This is a genomic window from Pseudanabaena sp. UWO310 (genome assembly GCF_006861605.1).
GTDB lineage: Bacteria > Cyanobacteriota > Cyanobacteriia > Pseudanabaenales > Pseudanabaenaceae > Pseudanabaena.
Genome location: NZ_SELU01000001.1, coordinates 130159 through 154822 on the forward strand (window position 1 = coordinate 130159; position 24664 = coordinate 154822).

At 44.4% G+C, this 24664-nt stretch carries 23 protein-coding genes; 11 read left to right on the plus strand and 12 right to left on the minus strand.

The window, feature by feature from the left end; all coding sequences use genetic code 11:
- Positions 1–160: 160 nt before the first annotated feature.
- Positions 161–2140, plus strand: coding sequence for a S9 family peptidase (locus PseudUWO310_RS00555; RefSeq protein WP_142598153.1), 1980 nt, complete (start codon positions 161–163; stop codon positions 2138–2140).
- A 286-nt stretch (positions 2141–2426) separates the two neighbouring features.
- Here PseudUWO310_RS00555 and PseudUWO310_RS00560 read toward each other — a convergent pair whose 3' ends face one another.
- From PseudUWO310_RS00560 to psbO, 3 genes are all read right to left on the minus strand, one after another.
- Positions 2427–2933 (minus strand): phosphate-starvation-inducible PsiE family protein, encoded by a 507-nt coding sequence (locus tag PseudUWO310_RS00560; protein ID WP_009626354.1) that lies wholly within the window; start codon positions 2931–2933, stop codon positions 2427–2429.
- A 363-nt stretch (positions 2934–3296) separates the two neighbouring features.
- Complete coding sequence (locus PseudUWO310_RS23485; RefSeq protein ID WP_263363362.1) at positions 3297–3425, minus strand: hypothetical protein; 129 nt, start codon at positions 3423–3425, stop codon at positions 3297–3299.
- A 166-nt stretch (positions 3426–3591) separates the two neighbouring features.
- Entirely contained in the window at positions 3592–4434 is an 843-nt protein-coding gene (gene psbO, locus PseudUWO310_RS00565) for a photosystem II manganese-stabilizing polypeptide (RefSeq protein ID WP_009628648.1), read from the minus strand.
- Positions 4435–4680: 246 nt separating this feature from the next.
- Between psbO and PseudUWO310_RS00570 the strand changes: the two genes are divergently transcribed.
- Positions 4681–5031, plus strand: coding sequence for a hypothetical protein (locus PseudUWO310_RS00570; protein WP_142598155.1), 351 nt, complete (start codon positions 4681–4683; stop codon positions 5029–5031).
- A gap of 405 nt (positions 5032–5436) precedes the next feature.
- On the opposite strand, the gene petG is transcribed toward PseudUWO310_RS00570, so the two are convergent.
- From petG to PseudUWO310_RS00590, 4 genes are all read right to left on the minus strand, one after another.
- Entirely contained in the window at positions 5437–5535 is a 99-nt protein-coding gene (gene petG / locus PseudUWO310_RS00575) for a cytochrome b6-f complex subunit V (protein WP_071590170.1), read from the minus strand.
- A 207-nt stretch (positions 5536–5742) separates the two neighbouring features.
- Positions 5743–7188 (minus strand): SGNH/GDSL hydrolase family protein, encoded by a 1446-nt coding sequence (locus PseudUWO310_RS00580; protein WP_142598157.1) that lies wholly within the window; start codon positions 7186–7188, stop codon positions 5743–5745.
- A gap of 199 nt (positions 7189–7387) precedes the next feature.
- A complete protein-coding gene (gloA, locus tag PseudUWO310_RS00585; protein WP_142598159.1) occupies positions 7388–7771 on the minus strand; it encodes a lactoylglutathione lyase in 384 nt (127 codons plus the stop codon).
- Positions 7772–8047: 276 nt separating this feature from the next.
- Entirely contained in the window at positions 8048–8497 is a 450-nt protein-coding gene (locus PseudUWO310_RS00590) for a DUF3531 family protein (RefSeq protein WP_009626896.1), read from the minus strand.
- 524 nt (positions 8498–9021) lie between these two features.
- On the opposite strand from PseudUWO310_RS00590, the gene PseudUWO310_RS00595 reads away from it, so the two are divergent.
- Entirely contained in the window at positions 9022–10524 is a 1503-nt protein-coding gene (locus PseudUWO310_RS00595) for an LCP family protein (RefSeq protein WP_142598161.1), read from the plus strand.
- 89 nt (positions 10525–10613) lie between these two features.
- Here the strand turns inward: PseudUWO310_RS00595 and PseudUWO310_RS00600 are convergent, their stop codons facing one another.
- Positions 10614–11441, minus strand: coding sequence for an SDR family oxidoreductase (locus tag PseudUWO310_RS00600; protein WP_142598163.1), 828 nt, complete (start codon positions 11439–11441; stop codon positions 10614–10616).
- Between the two features lie 273 nt (positions 11442–11714).
- Complete coding sequence (locus PseudUWO310_RS00605) at positions 11715–12371, minus strand: SDR family oxidoreductase (protein ID WP_055074080.1); 657 nt, start codon at positions 12369–12371, stop codon at positions 11715–11717.
- A gap of 252 nt (positions 12372–12623) precedes the next feature.
- Between PseudUWO310_RS00605 and hemB the strand changes: the two genes are divergently transcribed.
- From hemB to PseudUWO310_RS00620, 3 genes are all read left to right on the plus strand, one after another.
- Entirely contained in the window at positions 12624–13616 is a 993-nt protein-coding gene (gene hemB / locus PseudUWO310_RS00610) for a porphobilinogen synthase (protein ID WP_055074079.1), read from the plus strand.
- A 17-nt stretch (positions 13617–13633) separates the two neighbouring features.
- On the plus strand, positions 13634–14350 hold the full coding sequence (locus tag PseudUWO310_RS00615) for a pentapeptide repeat-containing protein (protein ID WP_009626891.1): 717 nt from the start codon (positions 13634–13636) through the stop codon (positions 14348–14350).
- Positions 14351–14412: 62 nt separating this feature from the next.
- Positions 14413–15516: a tetratricopeptide repeat protein gene (locus PseudUWO310_RS00620; RefSeq protein ID WP_142598165.1), complete on the plus strand. Its 1104-nt coding sequence runs from the start codon at positions 14413–14415 to the stop codon at positions 15514–15516.
- An 84-nt stretch (positions 15517–15600) separates the two neighbouring features.
- Here the strand turns inward: PseudUWO310_RS00620 and PseudUWO310_RS00625 are convergent, their stop codons facing one another.
- The gene (locus tag PseudUWO310_RS00625; RefSeq protein ID WP_142598167.1) at positions 15601–17205 is read right to left on the minus strand and encodes a hypothetical protein; all 1605 of its coding nucleotides are present in this window, start codon (positions 17203–17205) and stop codon (positions 15601–15603) included.
- Positions 17206–17314: 109 nt separating this feature from the next.
- Between PseudUWO310_RS00625 and corA the strand changes: the two genes are divergently transcribed.
- From corA to PseudUWO310_RS00655, 5 genes are all read left to right on the plus strand, one after another.
- Entirely contained in the window at positions 17315–18478 is a 1164-nt protein-coding gene (gene corA / locus PseudUWO310_RS00630) for a magnesium/cobalt transporter CorA (RefSeq protein ID WP_142598169.1), read from the plus strand.
- A gap of 248 nt (positions 18479–18726) precedes the next feature.
- A complete protein-coding gene (locus tag PseudUWO310_RS00640; RefSeq protein ID WP_223805478.1) occupies positions 18727–19521 on the plus strand; it encodes an RsmE family RNA methyltransferase in 795 nt (264 codons plus the stop codon).
- Between the two features lie 44 nt (positions 19522–19565).
- Positions 19566–19991, plus strand: a complete 426-nt coding sequence (locus PseudUWO310_RS00645; protein ID WP_190315864.1) for a secondary thiamine-phosphate synthase enzyme YjbQ — start codon at positions 19566–19568, stop codon at positions 19989–19991.
- On the plus strand, positions 19992–21335 hold the full coding sequence (locus tag PseudUWO310_RS00650) for a uridine diphosphate-N-acetylglucosamine-binding protein YvcK (protein WP_142598177.1): 1344 nt from the start codon (positions 19992–19994) through the stop codon (positions 21333–21335). It begins immediately after the preceding gene.
- Between the two features lie 78 nt (positions 21336–21413).
- Positions 21414–21857, plus strand: a complete 444-nt coding sequence (locus tag PseudUWO310_RS00655; RefSeq protein ID WP_142598179.1) for an ATP-binding protein — start codon at positions 21414–21416, stop codon at positions 21855–21857.
- A gap of 479 nt (positions 21858–22336) precedes the next feature.
- Here the strand turns inward: PseudUWO310_RS00655 and PseudUWO310_RS00660 are convergent, their stop codons facing one another.
- Positions 22337–22525, minus strand: a complete 189-nt coding sequence (locus tag PseudUWO310_RS00660) for a hypothetical protein (protein WP_223805479.1) — start codon at positions 22523–22525, stop codon at positions 22337–22339.
- Positions 22526–22598: 73 nt separating this feature from the next.
- On the minus strand, positions 22599–24539 hold the full coding sequence (locus PseudUWO310_RS00665; protein ID WP_142598183.1) for a transglycosylase domain-containing protein: 1941 nt from the start codon (positions 24537–24539) through the stop codon (positions 22599–22601).
- Between the last annotated feature and the right edge of the window lie 125 nt (positions 24540–24664).

Genomic DNA, 24664 nt, shown 5'->3' on the forward strand with positions numbered 1-24664 from the left:
ATCCCTTTACCCTAGTATTCCCCTATCGAACTTGCGTTTTATCACAAGTCTAAAACTTAGTTGAGACTTACAATCCTACAAATTTATCTAAAATAAGTTTTTCCTAAATGACAGAAAGGCACAAAAATCACGATAATATCATTAAACAATGATAAAACTAATGAAAAAAAGTTTTTTAGTCAGTTGCATTCTGCTTTTAAATGTCCTCTCAGCGCCTGTTTCTGTCCAAGCTCAATATTCAGGCTTAGGAAAGGATAGTCTCGATCCTGCCACAATCAAACGTTATGCCCCAACCGCTTTACCCGCCAATGTCACTCGCCCGATCGAGGCTATCCTCGATGTGCGATCGCCAGGGCTCGGAATGGTAACTCCCGATGGCAAGCAGATGTTTTTTAATTGGAGCATTACGGGTACGGTTCAGGTTTGGAGACTGGATGGGGCGCAAAGATTTCCGATACAGGTAACGGGCGGACAGGATGCCACGACGATCGCAGGGATGACTCCCGATGGCAAATACCTACTGCTATCACGCGATCGCCAAGGGGAGGAAAATCCCGGGCTTTATTTACAATCAACTAACGGCGGAGCATTAGAGTTAATTCAGCACCAAGCAGGTGTACGCACTTTACTGCAATATGTCGGTAATGACTCCCGCACGATTTATTTCAGTGCCAATGACATCAAGCCTGACGCATCGGTCATATATCGCTACGATTTGCAAACCAAAAAAAAGGTGCAAATTTCTGGCGGTGAGGGGATTTGGTGGATTGCCGATGTCTACGTAAACCCTCAAACTGGCGATCGCGAAAAATTTCTCTTTGCTAAAGCCACAGGTAGCCAATCCCGCGAATATTACGAATATGATGTCAAGACTCGTCAGACAACACCTCTGATCGGTCAGAACGAAGAGCAAGAATACAGCATCAAGTATGGAGCCAATAAAGGCGAATATTTAGTCTTAACTCCCAAGTTTGGCGAGTTTCGTCGTCTTTATCGCTACCAAAATCAACAATTCACCCCGATTACGCCCGAAATTAAAGCGGATATCGCCAGCTTTAATATTGATGACCAACGCCAACGTATTCTCTACTCAATTAATGATGGTGGCTACAACCGCTTGCAGGCGATCGCAGCGACAACCTTTGAGGCGATCACCCTTCCCAAATTTCCTAACGCCGATCATGTTTACGCAGGACAAACGACAAGGAACGGAAGGTTTACGACTCTGGGCGTGGAAACGGCAAAATCCCCAAGGCTTAGCTATATTTATGATTGGCAAACCGAGCAACTCACCCAATGGCTATTACCGAGTACGCCCGAAATCGACACAAACAAGTTCGCGGTAGCTAAGCTAGAAAGCTATCCCACAAGAGATGGCACAACAATTCCCATGTTTGTCTATCGATCGCCGCAATGCGAAAATTCGCCTCAAAATCCTCTGCCAAAGCCCTGCCCCGTAATTGTGCATTTTCATGGAGGGCCTGAAGGACAAAGTATCCCTGGATTTAATCGTTACGCTCAAATATTTGTCAATGCAGGATTTGTATTCGTCGAGCCCAATGTGCGCGGTAGCGAGGGCTATGGCAAAGCTTGGCTCAATGCCGACAATGGAAGCGATCGCCTCAAGGTAATCACCGATATCGAAGATGCATCGATTTACCTTCGCAAAAATTGGCAAATCAATGGCATCATCCCCAAAATCGGTATTCTCGGTGGGAGCTATGGAGGCTACGCTGCCCTCATGGGCATGTCCAAATTTGCAGGTAGCTATGATGCAGGCGTATCGATCGTGGGCATTAGTAATCTGATTACATTTTTAAATAACACCGCTCCCTATCGCCGCATCCTGCGGATCAGTAAATATGGCGATCCCGTCAAAGACCGTCAAGCTCTGATCGATTTATCGCCTGTCACCTATAGCGATCGCATCAAATCGCCCCTACTGATCATTCAAGGAGCAAACGATCCCCGCGTCCCCGTTGGGGAAGCTGTCCAAATTCAAAAAATCCTCGAACAGAAAAAAATCCCCTCACAACTGGTCATCTTTCCCGACGAAGGTCACGGCTCCAGCAAACGCAGCAATCAAGTCTTAGAGATTGGTTACACTCTAGACTTCTTTAAAAAACATTTGCAAAATTAATCATACCAAAACCCAAAATGGCTACGCCATTTTGGGTTTTTAAAAACCTTACTAGGTTTGGTTTTTAATTTCCGAAAGTGTAGCCACACTTTTGGAAATTGGTATCAAACGTGAATTCGGGATCATTTGAAAAGGCTTTGAGAGAGGGTTTGCGTGGCAAACTCTCTCTCAAAGCCCAAAAGTAAAAGCCTTGCTAAGCAAGGCTTTTACTTTTGGGCTTTAAAAATTTACCAGCTTCACCCGAACTGACGTTAATCAATGCCCCCGCCTGTGGCGGGATCATTGATTAATTCTTCAATACTTCTTTATGCGAATTATAGGCTTGCACGATTCGCGTTTCGGGATCGATTCCCTCAAAGGTGGGGGGGATCCAGACCCTCACCAACAGCAGCACGGCTAAAACCAATAGAAATCCCCCCGTCGCCAAGATCTGAATCCAAGGGGTTTCTAAGACACCGCGCACAATTACTTCCCTCAATACGGAAACAATGGAAACCTCTACCGCTACGCCGATCGAAACCCGATGTTCTTGCAAGTAAATAATCAACAATCGAAACAACTCAACCAAAATCAAGACAAATAAAATATCCGCAGTTATGGCATGAAAGTTGAAATTTGATGGTGACAATAGCGAAGTAAACATAGCCTTGAGCTGAAATACCATCACCCCAAACAATCCGAGACATAAGGAGATCACGATCAAGTCTTGAATGGATTCTAAAGCCCGAACGATAAAATTGCGTTCGATCCATGTAATTGATTGACTTGATAGCTGACTAGGTGACTTTTGCATCAATTTCTCCTATTTTGCTTATTTTGGCGAAGCCCAATTCCTAAGTTCGTAAGTAATTCAGTATAGGCAAATCCTAAAGTAAGAACCTAAGCTGCTTACTAAATGAGCGATACAGGCTTTTAGGCTTTAAATTTATCTATGCTTAGCTACTCAATTAAGTTTATATTATATTTACAAGAAATATATATCAGAATTTCCTATATAAGTGATTACTTAAATGGTTTCAGTCTCAAAACCTAAGGTTTGCTTAGGGCATAAACCCCAAGAATTGACTGGTGGCGCTTCGCGCCGCCAGTCAATTCTTGGGGTTTGATCTGTCCTAAGTCATACCAATTCACGAAAGTGCGACAACACTTTTGTGAATTAAAAATCAAATCCAGTAAGGGTTTGAGATTCACAAAATGGCATTGCCATTTTGTGAATTGGTATGACTTGGATAGCGATCGCTACAAAATCCGAGAAAGAAAGAAACAGCAAGAAAAAAGAAGACATGACTAAGCAATGTCTTCTTTTTTCTTGCTGTTTAAAAATTAAGGCAAGGATTTATAAGTAGCTAGGCTTAATTAATTAAAGATCCAAACCTATAAAGTTGCGCCCCTGCGGGGCGCAACTTTATAGGTTTCCGATAGACATCCTTAACTATTTAGCACTACCAAAATTAAGAGTTAACTTTTCCGTAAAATACGCCGCGAATGAGGACTTCTTTAGGTTCAACACCACCAAGGTCATTGTCAGAGGTTTGCTCGGTCTCAAAAGTACCAGCGATTTCGCCAGTATCAGCATTGAGCTTAGCGATTTGTAAAGACATCGTACCTTTGGAGGTGGAGTCATCCTTAACACTTCTGTTATCAAAGGAGTTACGCTTTGCAGGTAATGCTTCCGCAGAGTCATATCCGATCGCTAAACCACGTCCCTTAGGATCGATAAAGCCCGAACCGCGATAGGTGGGAACATCAGTAGATCCAATGAAATCAACCGATGTCGTGATGCCATTGACTCCAGGCGCAGTGGTAGCCTTGAAACCTTTGATAGTGAATAGAATCGCTACCAGTTCGCCACCAGGCATTTTAACGGTGATGGGCTGATAGTCTAGACCATCGGTTTCGATTAAGTTAAGACTGCCATCGGCATTACCTGTAACCTTTGCCTTTACAAAGTCGAGACTCGAAGTCGAGCGTGTCATCAACTTGCTAGCTACAAACTCAGGTTTTTTCCGCTTGTTAGAGGATTCCTCTTTAACAAAAAATGAGGTTGGTTCTAAGCAAAGGTCGGTAATTTCTACAGATTGACCAACTCCAACAGGGATAAAGTTACGACCACCGCGAGAAGAACCCAGAATGTCCGAACATTTATTGGCTAAGCCAGTATTTACAATTTGGTCGTAGGTCAAGCCTGGCTCAACTGCGGCGATCGCATTGATTGCAAACAGACCGCTTGCCGCTAACATACATAAACTGATACACAATGTAAAAATTGCTTTCGTAAAACTACGAAATTTCATAAATAACCTCTTCTTAATTTAACGGGATTTAACAGGATTTAACGGGTAGTATCTTAGAGTTAGGACAGATAGCGCAAAGCACAGACTATGATAACTCTGTTAAAAATACGATCTAGTTTGGGATTTTAAATTGAGATCGTTAAGGAGTTGGTGGTGCTTTAGACTAGCCATAGAAATAAGCTCGCCAAAGACACTTACATTTGTAAAATTCCAATCATCATATTATCGCGCACGAGGGTACTTAGCTTGGCACAAACTGAAATCCAATCACAGAAACAATCACAACAGGGGCAAACTGATGATTTGTCTGAACTGGAGCAGCTTACCGATCGCCTATGGCAGACTGCTCAAGCACAGGAGAGTAGTTCAGCCAATCTTTTGCAAATTTTGCGAGTCCTCGAAGCGCTCCATAAGCGGATTCGTGACGATTTGTTTCAACCATCTCTGCCAACTAGTCGGCATGAGCTTTTTAATCTTCTACGCGATATCGAGACAAATGGTGGCTGGCCGCATATCTATCGGATGAAAATCAATGAGATCTGTCGATATTTAGAGCAACCCGAAGAGACTGAAGAAGAAACCAAGAGTGATGACTAAAAGAAATTTTTGAGCTATTTTTAAGGTGATTTTCGAGGCAAATTCCAAGTTTGTACCAAAAAACAGAAGAGGTTTTTTACACCTCTTCTGTTTTTTATTTTTGAGATAAGTAATACCAATTCCCAAAAGTGTGGCTACACTTTTGAGAATTGAAAACCAAACCCAGTAAGGTTTTTAAAATCACAAAATGGCATAGCCATTTTGTGAATTGGTATAATACCAATTCACGAAAGTGTGACAACACTTTCGTGAATTAAAAAGCAAACCCAGTAAGGTTTTGAGATTCCCAAAATGGCGTTGCCATTTTGGGAATTGGTATAAGTGGGCTTAATTAAATATAAAACCCTAAAGCCTGCGGCGCACGCTGCGCGTGCGCCGCAGGCTTTACTGAGGTACTTATTCGGACTAGACGCGACGGTATTGCTGATAAGCAGCAAAAAATAGTCCGCCAAGGGTAATGAAAATAAGACCGAGGCAAATGCCCGACAAAATTGGTTCTACCATAAATATTTATTAAACTCACTAATCCTATTTAGTTTAACGTCAGTTCGGGTTAAGCGATCTACAATTTTCCAATGTGAGCAAATCTCGCATCGCCATGCCAAAATCATACCAAAGCTCAAAATGGCGTAGCCATTTTGAGCTTGGAAAACCCTTACTGGGTTTGGTTTCTAATCCACAAAAGTGTTGTCACACTTTCGTGAATTGGTATTACAGTCCTTTAAGGTTTTTTAGGCTCTCAGGTAAAATATTAGTCCTATTGATCGGCGTAGTGGGCGCTTCTGGGACTACCACTGGTGGCTTTGGCGTATCTCCTTCTCCAGTTGGTGTATTGGATTGAGGCTGCACTAGAAATAGTTGCTCAGTACTTTCATAGAGTTTTTGGGCCAACAGATCGTTTGCCGCTTCAGTTAAATGGATCGGATCGATGAAAGCCTGTTGATTTGTATCTTGAAAGACCTGATAGAAATTAACAAATTTGGGCTTTAGCGAACTACTGTTAAGGGTTTGTTCTGCCAGTTTGTAAGCATTAGCAGCGCGATCGCTATATTCTTTGCCCAAGGATTTGAGAATGCCTTCTTCCTCCTTAGTTAAAGATTTTTGCTTGCCAGTGATCTCGGGCTGAAGCACGATCAAAGAAGGGATACCATTAGCCAGCTTGATCATTTGCTGCGTATTGTAAAGATAGCGGTCAATCCTTTTTTGGAGTTCCTTGGGATCTTTAGCCAGTTGTTCGGCATTAAAGGTTTGGTATTCAGAACTAAATACGGTGATATCGGCAGGAGCGACCCATTTTTGCCAAGCCTTGACTAGATACAGCGAATTTAACCAATTATTAAATTGCTGGGTTTGATGCTGTCGATATTGAGCGATCGGATCGCGTAACATTTGCTCGACGTTCCCGATTTCGCGAGCAGGTTGATTGCTAGGCGATCGCATGTCTTCGTAACCATCCAAAATCAGCAATGCGTTGGGATTATAGGCAAGCGCTCGATGGGCTAGTAAGGCAAGTTCATTGCCAGAACTATATCCAGGAGCGGCGGCAGCAATCACACGGTAACTACCATCACGGATCCTTGGGGGCAAAGCTCGCATTGCCTCAATTTGATCGGCAAAGTAGGGTATTTCCTTAGGTTTAAACTTTTCAGGGCTGCTATTTTGAGCGCGAACGCGATCGTTCAGTAATTTCTCAATTTTAAATGCCAAAGCCTTTTGATTCTTTTCCGCCATGTTTGTAAAGGCGGTAGAGCCACCCACTAGAAATATGCGGATTTCATTAGCAGGCTTTTCGATCGGAACGGATGAATCTTGGCGAAAGCCCTGATCGTTGATTTGCCAATAGTCGCTACTCTGACTGGGTAATATTTCGTAGCCCAACAGAGGACTACGTTTTATATGCAACAACCCTGCATCGGGCAGCCCAGGATAGTTATTACCATTGGAATCTTGCAACTTAAATGCATAGGACTGGGCGATCGCTACAGTTTTATTGGGGACGAGTTGGTTAGTACTGCCAGTTGCTAAAACGGCTCCTCGTGCGATCAGTTCCGCCAATATCAACAGTAAAGGCAAACCAATAAAAATAAGGAGTAGGGTGTTCCGCAACCAAGATTTGCGCTTGGATTGCCAAGAGGAAGTATATCGGGGTCTACGCATGACTAGGCTACTGGTGTGCAGCTTTAAAGCTTATAACAATTTTTATATCAATCTTCAGAAACTTACATAGCCAATTGCCAAGAAAGGCAAAACAAGTTTTTTTATTGATGTAAGTAGCTAAACCTAGAAGAGCGTACCGCCCGCGTAGCAGGCGGTACGCTCTCTGGTTTTGGTTTTGAATTATGCCTAGCTGCTTACATTATTTCAATTGAATTAGTTCGATCTTATAGCCATCGGGATCTTCAACAAAGGCTATTACGGTAGTCCCATGCTTCATCGGTCCTGGTTCCCGCGTGATCTTGCCACCTTTTTCCCGAATTGCATCGCAGGCTGTATAGATATTTTCCATACCCAAAGCAATATGCCCGTAGCCCGTACCAATGTCATAGGCATTGGTATCCCAATTGTGGGTTAGCTCGATTACGGCATTGCTAGATTCATCGCCATAGCCAACAAAAGCGAGGGTAAACCGCCCATCGGGATAATCTTTGCGGCGTAAGATCTTCATGCCGAGGATATTGCTATAGAAATCCAGCGATCGCTCTAAATCACCAACCCGAATCATCGTATGTAAAACACGCATTTTGGTTTTCCTCTAAACTTAAGTAGTTATACCAATCTTATAGCGACAGTCCCTTGACTTAGGACAAATCAACCCGCAAGAATTGAGTGGCGGTGTGAAGCGCCGCCACTCAATTCTTGCGGGTTGATTTGTCCTGCTCCAGCAATTTTCGATCAAAAAACCATCAGAAGATTTTTACCATTGTTGCGAAGCAACAATGGTAAAAATCTTCTGGGTTTGGATTTGGTCGCAAAGCGCTGTAATTTAGCGATAATTTAGCGATAATTTAGCGATAATTTAGCGATCGTAGTCTTCGTCGTCTAAGCTTTTAGGCTCGACCAACCAGTCAGAATTTTGACCGCCAATAATAACTTCCTCGATCGCTACATATTCCTTGTCAAACTGGCGCAAGGCATTAACTAAGATATCGATCGCGATCGCATCGGTTGTTCCTAGGTCAACCCAACAACGCGCCCATTCATTTTCGTATTCGAGATCGGTCATATTATGCATGACTGACATCATCTCGTCCTCGGCAGCTTGGTTGTCATAGTCGAAGTAACTGACATCCACACCCGTTTCCTGTACCTGCATATTACAAGCATTGAAACCACCTAATTTGCCCAGTAAAAACCAAGAATTAAATACTTCGTCTAAGAGTTGCTTCTCTGACTGAGAAGGAACCTCATTAAATTTTATCCAGATCCATAAATCAAACCAGTCGCATTCTCGAAATCTAACTTCCATAATCAACTTGCAGCCCTTGCAACAATCTCAATACAAACAAAAAGGACATACCCAACTTATACTAATTCGCTTGCCAAGTAGCTGGGTGCAATTAAATATAAAACCCCAAAAGCTGTAGCGCACGCTGCGCGTGCGCTACAGCTTTTGGGGTTTTATTTATGCCCAACCACTTATTGTCACACTTTCGTGAATTGGTATAACTCAGTTAATTTTAGGTTCACTTCACAATTTTTGCCCCGATTGGATAATCCCTAAATTGGCAAATATGTAGTATTATCCGACCAAATATCCTGCATAATCTGTCAAATTAATTTGATTCCGCACAATAGACTACATTGCCGTTTGTAATAATAATTTACGTTACAATGCTAAAGTTGGATGAAAATTAGTCTGCGAAGCTTAAGAACCCTGTGGCAAACTCTTAAGTGAGAATTAATAAGTGAAAGTTAAGTAAGAGTTAAGTGAAAGGGGCAAATCACCAAAAGCCCTAAAATCACAACTCTTGTTGAGTACCATCCCCGCTCATGGATGGGCGATCGCTGAAGTCAACGTTCAGTCGTGAGGAGTATTCCCTACCTGTGGCAACAAATCCCATCAATTTAGGTAAATCTGATTTGTCAAACAAGTCACCGAAGCCCAAAGTGGCTTCAATCAAACATAAATGGACACTTTTTGTAGTGTTATTTGTGGCGCTGTTGTCAGGGGGACTAGGTGCAGGCTTAGCATTTGTCTTAAGTAGCAGACCTTTTCAGCAGCACCAACTATCCGCAGATGAAGCCGCAGTATTTAATCGTAACTCCGAAGGCATGACCTCGGCGATCGCAGGAGTACCAACGCTAAACCGTCCAGTTAACATCTTGGTGTTAGGGACGATCATGCTTACCTCTGACCTACCTGATGCCCAATCTCGACCTAAAGGTAAATATTTAGCCGAGCTAGACGACAATCTCAACGGCATGAGTGACGCAATGTTACTGATCCGTTTCGACCCCTCTACCAAAAAGGTTGCCGTTCTATCAATTCCCCGCGACAGTCGTGTGAATATTCAAGGAGTCGGCAAAACAAAGATTAATTTTGCCAACTATGCAGGTGGGGCAGCTCTATCAGCCCAAACCGTCAGCCAAGTACTTGGTGATATTCCGATCGATCGCTACATTCGTTTTAACGTCAATGGCTTTGGCAAATTAATTGATGCCCTAGATGGGATTGATGTGTATGTGCCGAAAAAGATGAAATATCAAGATGACAGCCAGCATCTATATATTAATCTCAATCCAGGACAGCAAAAATTAAACGGGAATAAAGCGATTCAGTATATGCGCTATCGCCATGACGATCTGGGCGATATTGGGCGCGTCCAGCGTCAACAGGCTTTTTTCCGTGCCTTTATCGATCAAAAGCTTAAGCCTGAAACCATCACTAAATTACCCGAAGTACTAGCGATCGTAAAGGACAATATTGACACCAATCTATCGGTAGAAGAATTTCTAGCGATCGCAGGCTATACCTCGAAAATCGATCGCAAAAACATTCAAATGCATATGGCTCCAGGGAGATTTAGTAATCCTGGAGAATTTGATAATCTGAGCTACTGGATTTTAGATAATCGCCTGCTTGCCAAGATCATGAACCAGAGTTTTGGAGTCATGAAACAAGCTGATGTGAGTGCATCCGATGATTCTCCCCAAAGTCTGCGGGTGGCGATCCAAGATAGTATGTCCCAGCCTGAAGGCTCCAAGAAGGCAACCACGGTTTTATCCAAAGCGGGCTATGCCCAAGTATTTCCTGCCAGCGATCGCTGGACAAAATCCATCGCTAAAACTCAGATTATTGCTCAAAATGGCGATCGCGAAACTGCCGAGAAACTTCGCGATGCCTTGGGTATTGGGGAAGTAGTTGTTGAGTCAACGGGTGATATTGAGTCAGACATTACGGTGAGGATTGGCAAAGACTGGTTACTGTCCAATAATATTCCTCTCAAACCAGTTTCCACCGCCAAACCAAAACCAATAACTTCAGGAAATTAAGCATAAATAAGTAGTGGGCGGTGCTCCGCACCGCCCACTACTTATACCAAATCACAAAATGGCGTAGCCATTTTGTGATTTGGTATTATCTAGACTTTTGTTGACTGGCGCACGATTTTAGTAAATAGAAAATCAGGCAAAATCTTCCGTAAAAATAATAACTGCTTAGCTAGGGGATCGGCTGGATAACGCAGCTTCCATGATTTATCCGTACTTGCTAGATAGATCGTTTTAGCAACCACTTCAGGAGGGGCTCCTGTTGTACCAATGCGATCAAGGTTGCTTAACACCCGATCGCTAAAGGGCTGATATTCTGGAAAACCAGCATTGCTAGTGCGATCGGACGATCGCTCGTAGAAATCCGTTTTGATCGGACCAGGCTCAATGATTTTGACACGAATATTAAAGGATAGGAGTTCATGCTGCAAAGACTCAGAGAATCCTTCCACAGCCCATTTCGTAGCATGATAGAGACTATAAAGGGGAAAGGCGACGCGTCCACCAATAGAAGCCACATTAACGATTACTCCTTGCTGGCGATCGCGAAAATGGGGAAGGATAGCCCGCGTAACCGCCATTAAGCCAAAAACATTCGTATCGAACTGACGCTGGATTTGCTCAGGCGTAGAAGCTTCAAAAACTCCTAACGTGGCATAGCCTGCATTATTTACCAACACATCGATCGTGCCAAACCTAGCGATCGCCGCCGCAATTGCCTCAGCAATCGAAGTCTGGTTAGTTACATCTAGCGGAATACAAACTATCCGATCAAGCTTGGCTAAGCTATCGGTTCTATTTATTTCTCGGTCAGGCGATCGCATGGTGGCAGCGACATTCCAGCCTTGTTTCTGGAAATACAAAGCCGTTGCCCGGCCAATTCCCGATGAGGCTCCAGTAATCAATACAGTTTTAGCCATTTTTGCTTGGTTTGATTGTACGGTTTGCGTGCGTGGCTCTTATCAATTCCGAAAACAATTCCGAAAACAATTCCGAAAATTCAGACTGATTCCATCCTATAACCGTTATACCAAGTTAAGAAATGGCTACGCCATTTCTGATAGCTGCCGCCAATCTTGTTACGACAAAAGTAAAGCCCAAAATAGTGTTGCCGCGCTCCGCGCGGCAACACTATTTTGGGCTTTATGTCCTGATTCAGTTGACGAGTGTGAGAACACTTTCACGAATTGGTATTAAACCATCGCAAACAATTCTGCGATCGGACGCTCTTGGATTGCCTCCTGAGTAACAATTTCGACAATCTTATTCTGGGCTGCTTCTACCCATAAAGCATCCACGGCAACCTGCGCTACCTTAGTACGCGAGATACTCCCCTCAAATAAAGTATCCGCACCAGACAAGACCAACCCACCCTGCTTCTCATAGTTAAGCAATCCCCCAGGACGGACGATCGTATATTTCAAACCACTATCTTGTAAATATTGCTCCCCTTGCCTTTTCCAAAATAGAACTAACCAGAAGAGGTTTAAAGGATGCAAAAATTTCGATACGCAAAGGGAAGAAATTAGCACAAAACATTTGATATCCTTTGACTTCGCAGCCTTCACTAAATTTTTGGTGCCGATATAATCCACCAAATAGGGCTCCATGAAGTTAAGACTCGGCTTTGCCCCCGTCGCACAAATCAGCAGATCACAATCAGCGATCGCTTCAATCAAGCCTTCGGCAAACATAACATTTCCTAACACTATTTCCGTCTCTGGGGGCAGAAGTTTTTTCGCCAGTTCTACATCGCGAACTAGGGCTCTTACAGGAATATGCCGCCTTACTAATTCAGCTACGATATGTCGTCCTGTTTGCCCTGTGGCTCCAGCTACAAATACTTTCATTATCATCCTTCCAATTTTTAGGGCAGTGCTAAGCATACATAAACTTACAGCAATTATCGATCAAACGAACCACAAGAAAAATTTTGAAAGCGTTGCTTCGCAACGCTTTCAAAATTTTTCTTGGTTTGGGTTTGAGCGCAAAGCGCTGTGTGTTTGCCAATCTGGTATAATTGCAGTTTAAAAACAAGCGTTTTAAGCATTTTGATTTGATATCTTTGCGCCAAATCTATTAAGAAAAATTAAGAAACATCAATGCAACTCACTCACCGCCCTCGTCGCCTCCGCCGCAATCCTTCTATTCGCAGTCTCGTGAGAGAGAACCATCTCTCCGTTGATGATTTTATTTATCCAATGTTTGTAATGGAAGGAGAGAATAATCGCGTTGAAATTCCTTCCATGCCCGAAGCCTATCGCTTTACCCTCGATTTACTAGTTAAGGAAGTAGAAGAGATTTTCGCTCTGGGAATTAAGGCGATCGCTCTTTTTCCTGCGGTTCCTGAAGAGAAAAAGGATCTCACGGGTACAGAAAGTTTTAATCCTGAAGGTTTGGCGCAGCGGTCAGTCAGAGCGATTAAAGCAGCGGTTCCCGAAGTTATTATCTTCACTGATGTTGCCCTCGACCCTTTCACTACCCACGGGCATGATGGCATCATTGATGAAAATGGCGTAATCCTCAATGATGAGACGGTAGAAGTTCTCGTCAAAATGTCTATTTCTCAAGCAGCCGCTGGTGCTGACTTTGTTTCTCCCTCCGATATGATGGATGGACGCATTGGCGCAATTCGGCAAGGACTAGATGCCAATGGCTTTGAGAATGTGGGTATTCTCGCCTATGCTGCCAAATATGCTTCCGCCTACTATGGTCCTTTCCGCGATGCCCTCGGATCTGCTCCCAAATCTGGGGACAAGAAGACCTATCAAATGGATCCAGCCAATTCTCGCGAAGCAATTAAGGAGGTATATCTGGATATTGCGGAAGGAGCAGATATCGTCATGGTCAAGCCTGCCCTCGCCTATTTAGATATCATCGCTAAGGTAAAAGATGCGACTAATGTACCTGTAGCTGCCTACAATGTGAGCGGTGAATATGCCATGGTCAAAGCTGCTGCCCAGCTTGGCTGGATCGACGAAAAGAAGGTCATGTTTGAGACTCTGCTGAGCATGAAGCGGGCGGGGGCAGATATTATCTTGTCGTATCATGCCAAATCGGTTGCACAATTGATTGCTTCGGGTTACCGTCCCTAATCATCTCCCCACCAACCATGAATGCCAAAGAACTTCTTGACAGCTACGCTTCAGGCGATCGCGATTTTAGCAAGCGATCGCTTGTGGGATTAATTCTAACTGGAGCCAATTTATCTGGAGCAAATTTTATCGAGGCAGATCTCGAAGAGATCACCCTCGATATAGCGAATTTAGAAGATGTAGAATTGAATCTTGCCAATTTGAACCGCGCTAATTTGAGTGGCTCGATTTTAATTCAAGCCAACTTGAACGGCACGATTCTGGAACAAGCTTCATTAATTGGGGCGAACCTATCGGAAGCCTTTCTCATCGAAGCCGATCTCAGCGATGCCATTTTAGTTGAGACTAACTTTAGTAATTCGTTTTTGACCAGTGCCAATCTCACGCGATCGCGCCTATGTCGCGCCAATCTATCCAATGCCTTTTTGACTGGGGCTTGCTTAAATGGAGCCGATCTGCGGGGTGCAAATCTCACGGAAGCCGATCTGACGCGGGCAAATTTAACGGGAGCAAATCTGGCTGGAGCCGATCTCAGTCGGGCGAATCTGACTAATGCCAAGCTAAATTGGGCGAATCTTGCGAATGCCAAATTAATCGGGGCGGACTTGACAGGAACCTATCTGTCAACCCTAAGGAGCATTGAGGGAACCGACTTTACTGATGCACGTAACGCACCGAATTCTGTCGATCTGGTTAATCTTGTTAATATAGAAGAGTTAAAACCAGAAGAATAGAATTTTTATCGGCAAAGGTTCTATACCTAAGGATAAAATTCGTTAACGCAAATTAAAAGCTTATGCGCTTGTTTCGTTCATTCCCCAGACTAACTCTCGCTCTAGCCATCGCCTGCGCAGGAGCAATCTCTCTCCCAACTAATGATCGCGCTGATCGCGCCTATGCCCAATCCCCAAAGGATGCGACGGAATGGATCAAGCAAGGAAAGCTCCTTTGGCAAAGAAATGACATATCAGGAGCTGCCGCCGCCTATCAACAAGCAGCCAACCTCGAACCCAAAAACTCTAAAATTCTGACGAGTTTGGGCTTTTTATTAACCCAACAAAATAACTACTCGGCGGCGATCGCAGCTTTGGAAAAAGCGACAAAACTGGACGCAACCAATGCTAAAGCCTTTAATGCACTCGGTTTTGTCTATGTCCGCATCAAGGATTATCCCAATGCTTTGACCGCCTATCGTCGCGCCATCAATTTAGATCGGCAAAATATTGATGCCTATAACAGTGTGGGTTTTCTGCTGACCGAGCAAAAAAACTACCCTGAAGCGATCAAGATTTATCGCCAAGCGATCGCCGCCGTTCCCAATGAAACCAAGAGCTACCTGAACTTAGGCTATGTTTTGCAGCTTAAGGGCGATCGCAAGGGTGCTTTTGATATTTACAACCAAGCGGATAAAATTGCCCCTTTCAATGCCGATGTTTTAGTGGCGATCGGGGGATTGTTCGCCGACCAAAATCAAACGGAAGAAGCGATCGCAAAATACAAACGCGCCTTAGAAATCAATCCTCGCCATTTCTCGGCAAATCTCGCTATTTCTAGAGTATTCCAGAGTCAAGGTAATTACGTTGACGCGATCACGGCGCTGCGGACTGCTGCCGCCGCCAAGAATATTACTTCTAGCAATGCCATCGAATTACAAAAGGCGATCGCTGCTCTCTATATTCAGCAGGGTTCGCTATCGGGGGCGATCGTTGCCTATCGTCAAATTCTCGACATCGATACGGAAGATGCGCCGACTTACTTAGCCCTAGGTCAGTTACTAGCATCACAACAACGAACGAGTGAGGCGCGGCAGATGCTCGAAAATGCGGAGCGTTTCTTTAATCGACAGGGGAATATCGAGGGCTTAGCCCAAGCGCGTAAAGCCCTATCGGAACTCAAGTAATTTTGATAATGGTCGGCGTGCTGCCGACCATTATAAGAAACGATTTTGGAGAAAGGGTTTGCTACGCAAACCCTTTCTCCAAAATCAATTAGGTATAGTCGCTGGCTCTAGTCCCGTTGCCTTGCCAGCTTTACGCAGGCGATCGCTTTCGGGTTCAAACCATGCGTAGACAAAGTGACTGAAGCAACTAATTTTTGGCTCGATGGCAAGAATAGCTTGCATTTGCTTTTCAAAGCTGGGATGCCCGTCAAAACCTTGCCCCCAAGTGCCCGCTAAGACTGGACAGACGAGGGTTTCAGGAGGACTTTGGCGCACGACTTCGGCAACTTGCTCGGCAACGCATTTACCATCGCTACAAAGCGCGTAGGTCATCGGATGACGTTCCATATAGGCAGGAAAACGATCCCAAGGCTGCATCCTTGCCTCATATTTACCATCCTCCACCCGATTGCCATTGGGAAAAAAGACCGTACCGATCGGAATATTATTTTGCTTGAGCGGAGCCGAAATTGTAGAGACAAAATTAATTACTCCCTGATAGGCATGGTTCGTAGCGATATTCCACAGTAAACCTTCAGCGATCGCGGCTGTTTCCGCAGGATTTTTGATATTAGTGGGCTTGACCTTGAGGGATTCCGTCAGCTTCTTCTCGGTCTGCACGACATCATCCGCTGTCAAATCCCCTTTTTTGAGATAGATTGCCATCAATTCCCGCACGTTGCGATTATCGATGCTATTGAGCAAAGCCGATCGCGAAGCTGCCCCATGAATCCATAATTGCTTGACGTTATCGATTAAATTCCCCGTGGTATTGGTGGGATAGCGCACATAGTCAAATACCATGCCATCGGGCTGCCGCAGCATCAGCGCCTTAACCGCCGCAGTCAGATCGGCTTTAGCGATCGGGTTATAGGGATCGATAAACAGGTGATCGGCTTCATAGGCATCTTCATAAAAAGCTCGACCATTACTCACCAGCTTGCGATCAAAATTAGTATTGGCAATACTGTTATCCCCATCGCCATTAATTGCCACAACCCCCGATCGCCCCTTAATTTCGCTATAGCCATAGCCAAAGTTCATCGTAAATGACCAACCATAGACCTTAATGCCTCGCTCCTTGCCGATCGCGATCGCTTTTTTCCAGAGATCGTAATCCGCAGGCACTTCACCCGCATTTACCGCCTCTTCCATCACCGATCGCCAAGGGGTCGGATTGTCGGCGACGGGTAGCAAGACCCGTCCATCATAAAAAACTTCGACGAATACTTGGTTATAACCGCGATTCGCCATTCTATCAAATACATCCTCTAACACCCCTGCTTTCGCATCATTAGGATAGAGTCGGATCCAAGTCGCTTGGGTTTGCGGTGCGGTGCGATCGCGACAGGCTTGGAGGTCGGCTTTATGTTTTTGAATAATTCCTTGATATTGGGCTTGATATTGGGCTTGAGCATTCGGATTATTGGTGTTAGCAATTAAAGCCGATTTTCGTAATTCATGTTTTCGCAAAACTTCCGCCCTACTCACATCACAAGTCGGTTTACCCCATAAAATTTGTTCAGGTAAAGCCCCTGCCATCGCTTTGCCCCCAAAACTATTACTTAAACCCAGACTCGCCAAAACAGCGATCGATAGAAAATTAAACCGATCTAGTTTTAGGCTTTTGCGGACTATTTGACATTTCATAAACTTCAGAAAAAATATAAAAAGATGCTGGTGTTGCAAAGTGTTGTGATTCCCACATTTTTATAGACGGACTAGACTTAACAATGTGGCACACTGACAAGTGTATTTCATGACTCGCTTAACCATGCTTCATAACCCCACCAGATTTAAGCCCAGTCCCATTGAAGATGATTCTGATAATGATGATGAATTGGAGTTTTATGACTTTAACGAGCCAGAACCAGGAAGTCCGCCAGGAACGTTAATCATTGATGCGGATGCTAGCATTCCCAATATTTTCTTGATTGATTACAATGCGGCGGAAGCTTTGGGGGTTCAGCTTGCCACACCCGAAGATTGTATTCCCTATCTCGATAGTCATTCAGTGTCATGGGTTGATGTCCAAGGTTTAGGCTCCGAAGATGTATTACAGCGTCTAGGTAAAGTATTTAGTCTCCACGATCTCGTACTGGAAGATATCGTCAATATTCCCCAACGTCCCAAAGTAGAAAGTTTTGACGATCAAGAACTAATCATTTTGCACATGGTCACTAGTCGCGAAGATGGTAGGGGCTTTTACGACGAGCAAGTCAGCTTAATTTTAGGTAAAAACTACGTCCTAACGGTGCAGGAGGAGCCCGAAAATGACGTATTTGAACCAATCCGCCAACGCATTCATCGTAATCGCGGCGTAATCCGATCGCAAAGGTCAGACTATCTCACCTATGCCCTAATCGATGCGATCGTCGATGGCTTCTTTCCCGTACTTGAGGACTATGGCGAAAGACTTGAAGATTTGCAAGATGAAGTGGTGGAGAAACCCACTCGCCAAACCCTCGATAAAATCCATAAAATCAAGCGCGAACTCTTACTGCTCAGACGGGCGATCTGGCCGCAGCGCGATGCCATTAATGCGTTGATTCGGGAAGAAAGCCCCTTAATCGATCGCGAAGTACGAGTTTTTCTGCGCGACTGCTATGACCACACAGTACAGGTCATCGATATGGTCGAAACCTACCGCGAATTAGCCGCCAACCTCATGGATATTTACCTATCCTCCCTGAGTAATAGCACCAACGAGGTTATGCGTTTTTTAACCGTAATTTCTACGGTATTTATCCCTTTAACATTTGTGGCGGGGGTATATGGCATGAATTTCGATACTGAAATTGGCAATATGCCTGAATTAAAACTGCCCTATGGCTATGCTCTATGCTGGCTGGGAATGTTGGGCATGTCGGGAGGGCTGTTGTTTTACTTTTGGAAAAAAGGATGGTTATTTAGCCCCAAATAATCGTCAAAATATGCTGAAGTACCTCAGCACAATTAAAATCCTGAGCTAAAACCTGCGGCGCAAGCTGCGCGTGCGTCACAGGTTTTATATCGGGATTCTTGAATTAGGACAAATCAAACCCCAAGAATTGACTGGCGGCGCTTCGCGCCGCCAGTCAATTCTTGGGGTTTATGTCCTAGTACAATTGGCGACAGCTATATTATTCACATTTTGCCAATTTAATTTTAATAATTACTCTAAAAAATCCTGTGTTATTGCCTCAACCTCAAAAACGGAGATTGCAAAGGGTGACCTTGCAACCCCATCAAGTCTCGTCAGATTTACAAATCGATAGCCAGATCTCGCTCACATCCGAACAAAGACATTATTTAAGTAATGTCCTCCGCTTAGAAGTTAACGCCGAATTTATTGCTCTGGATCGCCTCGGTGGATGGTGGTTAGCCCAATTAGGCAAAGATTTTAGCAAAGCCGATATTATTGCAAAACTAGAAAATAATTCGGAATTAGCGATTCCCATCAGTCTGGGGGTCGCCATGCCCAAGGGTAGTAATCTGGAATCAATCATTCGCCAAACGACGGAATTAGGCGTGCAACAAATTAGTCCATTATTTAGCGATCGCACTATTATCAAATCAGGGACTGAGATCGGCAACCAAAAGCGCGATCGCTGGCAGCGCATCGCCGAGGAAGCCGCCGAGCTATCCCTACGGAGCCATATACCTGAAATTAAGCCCCCACTAGCATTCTTGACATGGCTCGAATATTGCGCGACATTACCACCAACTCATGGCAAGTATATTTGTGTAACTACTGCCAATGGGCCGCACTTGCTTACTAGTTTACAAAATACTAATAGTATCGAGCAGGTGATCGTCGCCACTGGCTGTGAAGGTGGCTGGACAACTAGGGAAGAAGAAATGGCGATCGCCGCAGGATTTAGCCCCGTATCATTAGGCGATCGGGTATTGTCCGCCGTCACAGCCCCAGTGGTAGCATTATCCATAGTTGGCGCATTTTTCGATACCCAAACCCATCACAGATAAACGCCATGAACGCCATGAACGCAAATTCCCCAGAGACTCTGCAAATGCCGCTACGTATGGTACAGCAGACCATTAGCCTACGTACTAATGGCAAAAAATTACACAATATCACCCGTCAAGTGGAAGCAGTTTTAGCCCATTCAGGGATAAGGATGGGATTATGCAATGTCTTCTTGCGCCATACATCGGCAAGTCTGATCGTTCAAGAAAACGCTGATCCTGATGTACTAGCGGATTTAGAAACTTTTTTTAGCAAGTTAATCCCTGAAGATGAAAGTCAATATCGTCATATTTCTGAGGGAGTTGATGATATGCCATCCCATATTCGTAGCACCCTTACCAAAACCTCTGAGACAATCCCGATCGCTAATGCTAAACTTGCCCTCGGTACTTGGCAGGGAATCTTTGTTTGGGAACATCGCAATTTGGGACATACTCGCGAAGTGCTGGTACATATTACAGGATGCTAGATGAAGCCCATAAAAAAGCCTCCAGCTAATCGATATCGTCCAACCGCTAAAACTAGCAAGTGGCTGAGGGGATTTCAGTGGTTTTTACCAGGACTATTGGTTAAACGGTGGCTACTAGTTAGCATCCTCGGAATCTTATTAATCGTGCTGGGAATTGCCATTTCCGCCAGATTAACCCCAATATTATTTCTGTCGCGCCTAATCGGTAATACCCTTGACACCTTGGTCGCGATCCTGCCCCGACATATGAGTGGTCCCCTCGCCCTAGTCCTTGGGCTCGGGCTATTGTGGCTAGGGCAAAAACGCGCTCTCGGCTCGATCACCCAAGTTTTGATGCCCAACCAAGACAAAGAGCTTTTAGAGTTACTAGTCTCCCACCGCAAACTTCATCGAGGGCCCAAAATCGTTACCGTGGGGGGTGGTACGGGTTTATCAAATTTGTTGCGCGGGCTGAAACAATATAGCGCCAACATTACCGCGATCGTCACCGTTGCCGATGATGGGGGCTCCTCAGGGAGATTGCGCAGGGAATATGGAGTCTTGCCACCTGGAGATATTCGCAACTGTCTCGCCGCCCTTGCCGATGAAGAAAAGTTAGTTACCGAATTATTCCAATATCGCTTTCAAACAGGAGAAGGGCTCACAGGGCATAGCTTTGGCAATTTATTTCTGACGGCAATGAGTGAGGTTACGGGCGATCTCGAAAAGGCGATCGCCGCTAGTTCGCAGGTTTTAGCGGTGCGCGGTCGTGTCCTGCCCGCCACCCTCGATCACATGGTTCTTTGGGCGGAGTTTGAAGATGGACGCTATGTCGAGGGAGAATCCCATATCCCCGAAGCCAAGGGCAAAATCAAACATATTGGCTGTAAGCCAGATAATCCCAAGGGTTTGCCCCAAGCGATCGAAGATATTCGGGAAGCCGATCTGATCGTAATTGGTCCTGGAAGTTTATATACAAGCATCATTCCGAATCTACTGGTTCCAGAGATTCTCCAAGCATTAATCGATCGCAATGTGCCATCGATCTACCTTTGTAATATCATGAGTCAGGTGGGCGAAACCGACGGCTATGCTGTATCTGATTATGTGCGAGTTTTAGACGAATTAGCTGGGGTACGACTGTTTGATGTGGTTTTAGCTCAAAGACATCCCCCCTCTGAGCGATCGCTACAACACTATGCTTCCTGTGGTTCCCACTTTACGGAGCTAGATCGCGATAATCTTGCAAGTATGCGTTGTCCTGTCTTACTTGCGAATATCATGCGAGAAAAGAACAACGGTACCGTATGCCATGACTCAGACAAACTTGCAGGGGTATTAATGCGTTGGTATAACCGTCAGTAGCAATTTGCAGATTAATAGCCACTAATGCCAAAATTAAATAGTGGCATCTCATCTTAAAAACATCAGATAAAATCATCAGTGTTACAACAGTTTCATATACAAGTTAACAGTGATATTTATGCTCTTGCTAAACTGCAAGAGTGGTTTCAGTTGTTACAAAATTTACTGCCAAAACCAACTTGGATGCAATGCAATCTCGTCTTGGTTGAAGTATTTACCAATGTAGTTTCATACGCCCATGAGGGGCTGTCTGAGGAAACCCCCATTGATATCGAACTTACCCTTGACGAAACCGAAAAATTTTTAGAAATGCGAATTTGGGATTACGGGGAACCCTTTGATCTTCAGGCTGAAATTGAACGCGCTGCTAAGCAAGCCGAAAAGAACAAGGACTTTGAAAGCGTTGATGATATTCCTACGGGAGGAAGAGGCTTAATCATCGCGAAAACTGTCGCTGACAATCTTCGCTATGAAACGACCAACGATGGTCGCAATTGTTTTGTAATGCTCAAGCATTTCTAAATTTAATTTCTAAATTTCAATAACGTTGATTCGGGTTAAGCTGCCAAATTTTAAAATCCCAAAAGTAAAAGCCTTGCTAAGCAAGGCTTTTACTTTTGGCCCACATTCCGCTCTTATTTTACTGAAAAAATATTTAGAAAACAAATCCTTATACAGTAAGTGTTTTGGGCTTTTATTAGAAAGATATCGTTATCTTAATATTGTTAATAATGGCATACTAATAGAAATTATTATCATTAATTTTCTAGAAAATCGCTGAAACCCTCATTGTCTCGTTGTAAATATTTTTAGGCTTCCATTACGAGCGGAATGTGGGTTTTGGGATTTGAGAAAGGGTTTGCTAATACCAAAGCTCAAAATGGCGTAGCCATTTTGAGCTTTGAAAACCCTTACTGGATTTGTTTTTTAATTCACAAAAGTGTTGTCACACTTTCGTGAATTGGTATAACGTATAGAATTTCTCATAGAATTTCTCAAAACTAACGCTTTAACCACAAAACAAAGGCGAATAGCCCTACAGGTAAAGTAATCAATCCTAAGGACAACAAATTCATCACCTCTACATCTAAGCCGCTCAGTAATGACCAATCGGGTAAGGCATACTTAATTACCACAGAGATCATTGTCGAGTAGAACAACAACTGAATAACAAATAACGTCTGTGCCATAGCTTGTGAAAAATTCTGTAGAGGCATAATCAGAGGCATAATCTAAGCGAGAATCGAAAATAAACTAGCTAACTTAGTTTTTTTGTGGGGGCTTCTTGCTCCCTTCTTTATCTTGAATTTCGCTTGGCACGGGGAATTGCTCGATCGGTTGACCTGCTAGAGCCCTTTCCATAAATTTGCGCCAAATTGGAGTTACGTATACACCACCAGTGACACCATTTGCCATAGGCGTGTAATCATCATTACCGATCCAAATTGCTACAGCCAACTGCGGTACATAACCAACAAACCATGCATCGCGGAAATCTGAAGTAGTACCCGTTTTACCTGCAATGGGTCTGCCGTCGCTCATTTGCGCCTCAGTTGCCGTGCCATTGGTGACTACTCCGCGTAACGCATCGGTCAGATAGGAAACGGCGATCGGATCGAGGATTAATTCAGGCTTGGGAGTATTATCTAAAACTAGGTTGCCATTGCGATCGGTCACACGGGCTATCAATGTGGTTTTCGACTTGTAGCCACCACTGGCAAAGACGGCATAGGCTCCTGCAACCTCTAGAGGCGTGACATCAGCCGCACCAAGGGGCAAGGAGACAACTGGTTTGAGAGGGCTGGTAATACCTAATTTTCGACAAATAGCAATCACATTTTCAGCACCAACCTCGATTCCCAACTTCAGAGCGGGAATATTCCGAGAAACGGCGATCGCCTGACGAATCGTAATAGGTCCAGAGAACTTATTATCGTAGTTGCGGGGGATATAGGGTTCGTCACCATCGGGAATAGTCATGGGACTATCATCAATCACCGAGTCGGGAGTGTAGTTACCCGTAGCAAAGGCCGCGTAGTACACAAAAGGCTTGAAGGAAGAACCTAGCTGTCTTCTAGCGAGCACGGCTCGGTTAAATTGATTTTTGTCGAAGTCCCCAACCCCACCCACAAGAGCTTTGACAAAGCCCGTGCGCGGATCGACTGCCACTAGTGCCAATTGATCGGCATAGGCTCCGCGATCGACTAAATCTTTATGTCCCTCCGCCGCAACCTCTTCGGCGATGCGTTGAAGTTTTAGGTCAATCGTCGTCTGGACGCGCAGTCCACCTTGCAAGACCACGTCTTTACCGAATTTCTCTTCTAATTCCGCCGTTACCGCCTGTGAAACATAGGGAACACGACTGGCTTCATAGGAAATTCCTTGCTTACGGATGACAATTTTTTGTGCTTTTGCCGCTTTAACTTCCGCAGGAGTTGACCATCCCAATTCTAAAAGCCGATCTAATACTAATCCTTGGCGTTTCTTGGCTTCAGCAAAATTATCAACGGGATTAAATACTGAGGGGGCTTGGATCGTACCTGCGAGCATCGCAGCTTCCCCAAGGGTCAAGTCCGCCGCTGATTTGCCAAAATAATTTTGCGATGCGGTTTCTGCGCCATTCGTATTTTTTCCCCAAAATACTTGGTTGAGGTACATTTCAAGGATTTGTTCCTTAGTAAACACCTGTTCGACCCGCATTGCTAAAACAGCTTCAGCGACTTTTCGGTTCAGACTGCGTTCGTTCGATAGAAATAAATTTTTAACTAATTGCTGGGTTAGAGTGGATCCACCTTCCACGGTTCCACCTGCATTAAAGTTAGCTAAGATCGCGCGACCAATGCCGCTGGGATCGACACCCTTGTGGGTATAGAAATAGGCATCTTCCATTGCTAAAACCGATCGCTTTAGGTGTGGAGATATGCGATCAAGGGTAACAACTTCGCGGTTAACATCGCCATGTAGCCTAGCAATTAATCCACCATTAATATCGTAAATATAGGTGGTTTCGACGGGTACGTAACCTTTCAGAACTCTGACATCGGGCAGATCGCGGAAACTGAGAGCCAATCCCACTAGTCCACCAGCCACCGCCGCACCACCAATCATGATGATGCCTAGTAAAGTGCCACCAACTGCTTTGAGAGTGCCTTTTAAAATACTGCCCGTAAGAGACTGAGAACGCTCTACACTATTTGATGCCACAGCAATCTACCCTTCGATCAATTCATAGGTAATCTTACTTCATTAATAAGTATTTCGGGCAGTAGCATTAAAAAACTACCTCGTATTTTTTTAATGCTACTTTTGCAGTCATGCTTTCAGACTCT

What these genes read in the sequence shown, in the direction of transcription:
- PseudUWO310_RS00555 (WP_142598153.1), top strand. Translation starts at nt 161, where the DNA reads ATGAAAAAAAGTTTTTTAGTCAGTTGCATTCTGCTTTTAAATGTCCTC.
- PseudUWO310_RS00560 (WP_009626354.1), bottom strand. Translation starts at nt 2,933, where the DNA reads ATGCAAAAGTCACCTAGTCAGCTATCAAGTCAATCAATTACATGGATC.
- PseudUWO310_RS23485 (WP_263363362.1), bottom strand. Translation starts at nt 3,425, where the DNA reads ATGTCTTCTTTTTTCTTGCTGTTTCTTTCTTTCTCGGATTTTGTAGCG.
- psbO (WP_009628648.1), bottom strand. Translation starts at nt 4,434, where the DNA reads ATGAAATTTCGTAGTTTTACGAAAGCAATTTTTACATTGTGTATCAGT.
- petG (WP_071590170.1), bottom strand. Translation starts at nt 5,535, where the DNA reads ATGGTAGAACCAATTTTGTCGGGCATTTGCCTCGGTCTTATTTTCATT.
- PseudUWO310_RS00580 (WP_142598157.1), bottom strand. Translation starts at nt 7,188, where the DNA reads ATGCGTAGACCCCGATATACTTCCTCTTGGCAATCCAAGCGCAAATCT.
- gloA (WP_142598159.1), bottom strand. Translation starts at nt 7,771, where the DNA reads ATGCGTGTTTTACATACGATGATTCGGGTTGGTGATTTAGAGCGATCG.
- PseudUWO310_RS00590 (WP_009626896.1), bottom strand. Translation starts at nt 8,497, where the DNA reads ATGGAAGTTAGATTTCGAGAATGCGACTGGTTTGATTTATGGATCTGG.
- PseudUWO310_RS00595 (WP_142598161.1), top strand. Translation starts at nt 9,022, where the DNA reads ATGGATGGGCGATCGCTGAAGTCAACGTTCAGTCGTGAGGAGTATTCC.
- PseudUWO310_RS00600 (WP_142598163.1), bottom strand. Translation starts at nt 11,441, where the DNA reads ATGGCTAAAACTGTATTGATTACTGGAGCCTCATCGGGAATTGGCCGG.
- PseudUWO310_RS00605 (WP_055074080.1), bottom strand. Translation starts at nt 12,371, where the DNA reads ATGAAAGTATTTGTAGCTGGAGCCACAGGGCAAACAGGACGACATATC.
- hemB (WP_055074079.1), top strand. Translation starts at nt 12,624, where the DNA reads ATGCAACTCACTCACCGCCCTCGTCGCCTCCGCCGCAATCCTTCTATT.
- PseudUWO310_RS00615 (WP_009626891.1), top strand. Translation starts at nt 13,634, where the DNA reads ATGAATGCCAAAGAACTTCTTGACAGCTACGCTTCAGGCGATCGCGAT.
- PseudUWO310_RS00620 (WP_142598165.1), top strand. Translation starts at nt 14,413, where the DNA reads ATGCGCTTGTTTCGTTCATTCCCCAGACTAACTCTCGCTCTAGCCATC.
- PseudUWO310_RS00625 (WP_142598167.1), bottom strand. Translation starts at nt 17,205, where the DNA reads ATGAAATGTCAAATAGTCCGCAAAAGCCTAAAACTAGATCGGTTTAAT.
- corA (WP_142598169.1), top strand. Translation starts at nt 17,315, where the DNA reads ATGACTCGCTTAACCATGCTTCATAACCCCACCAGATTTAAGCCCAGT.
- PseudUWO310_RS00645 (WP_190315864.1), top strand. Translation starts at nt 19,566, where the DNA reads ATGCCGCTACGTATGGTACAGCAGACCATTAGCCTACGTACTAATGGC.
- PseudUWO310_RS00650 (WP_142598177.1), top strand. Translation starts at nt 19,992, where the DNA reads ATGAAGCCCATAAAAAAGCCTCCAGCTAATCGATATCGTCCAACCGCT.
- PseudUWO310_RS00660 (WP_223805479.1), bottom strand. Translation starts at nt 22,525, where the DNA reads ATGGCACAGACGTTATTTGTTATTCAGTTGTTGTTCTACTCGACAATG.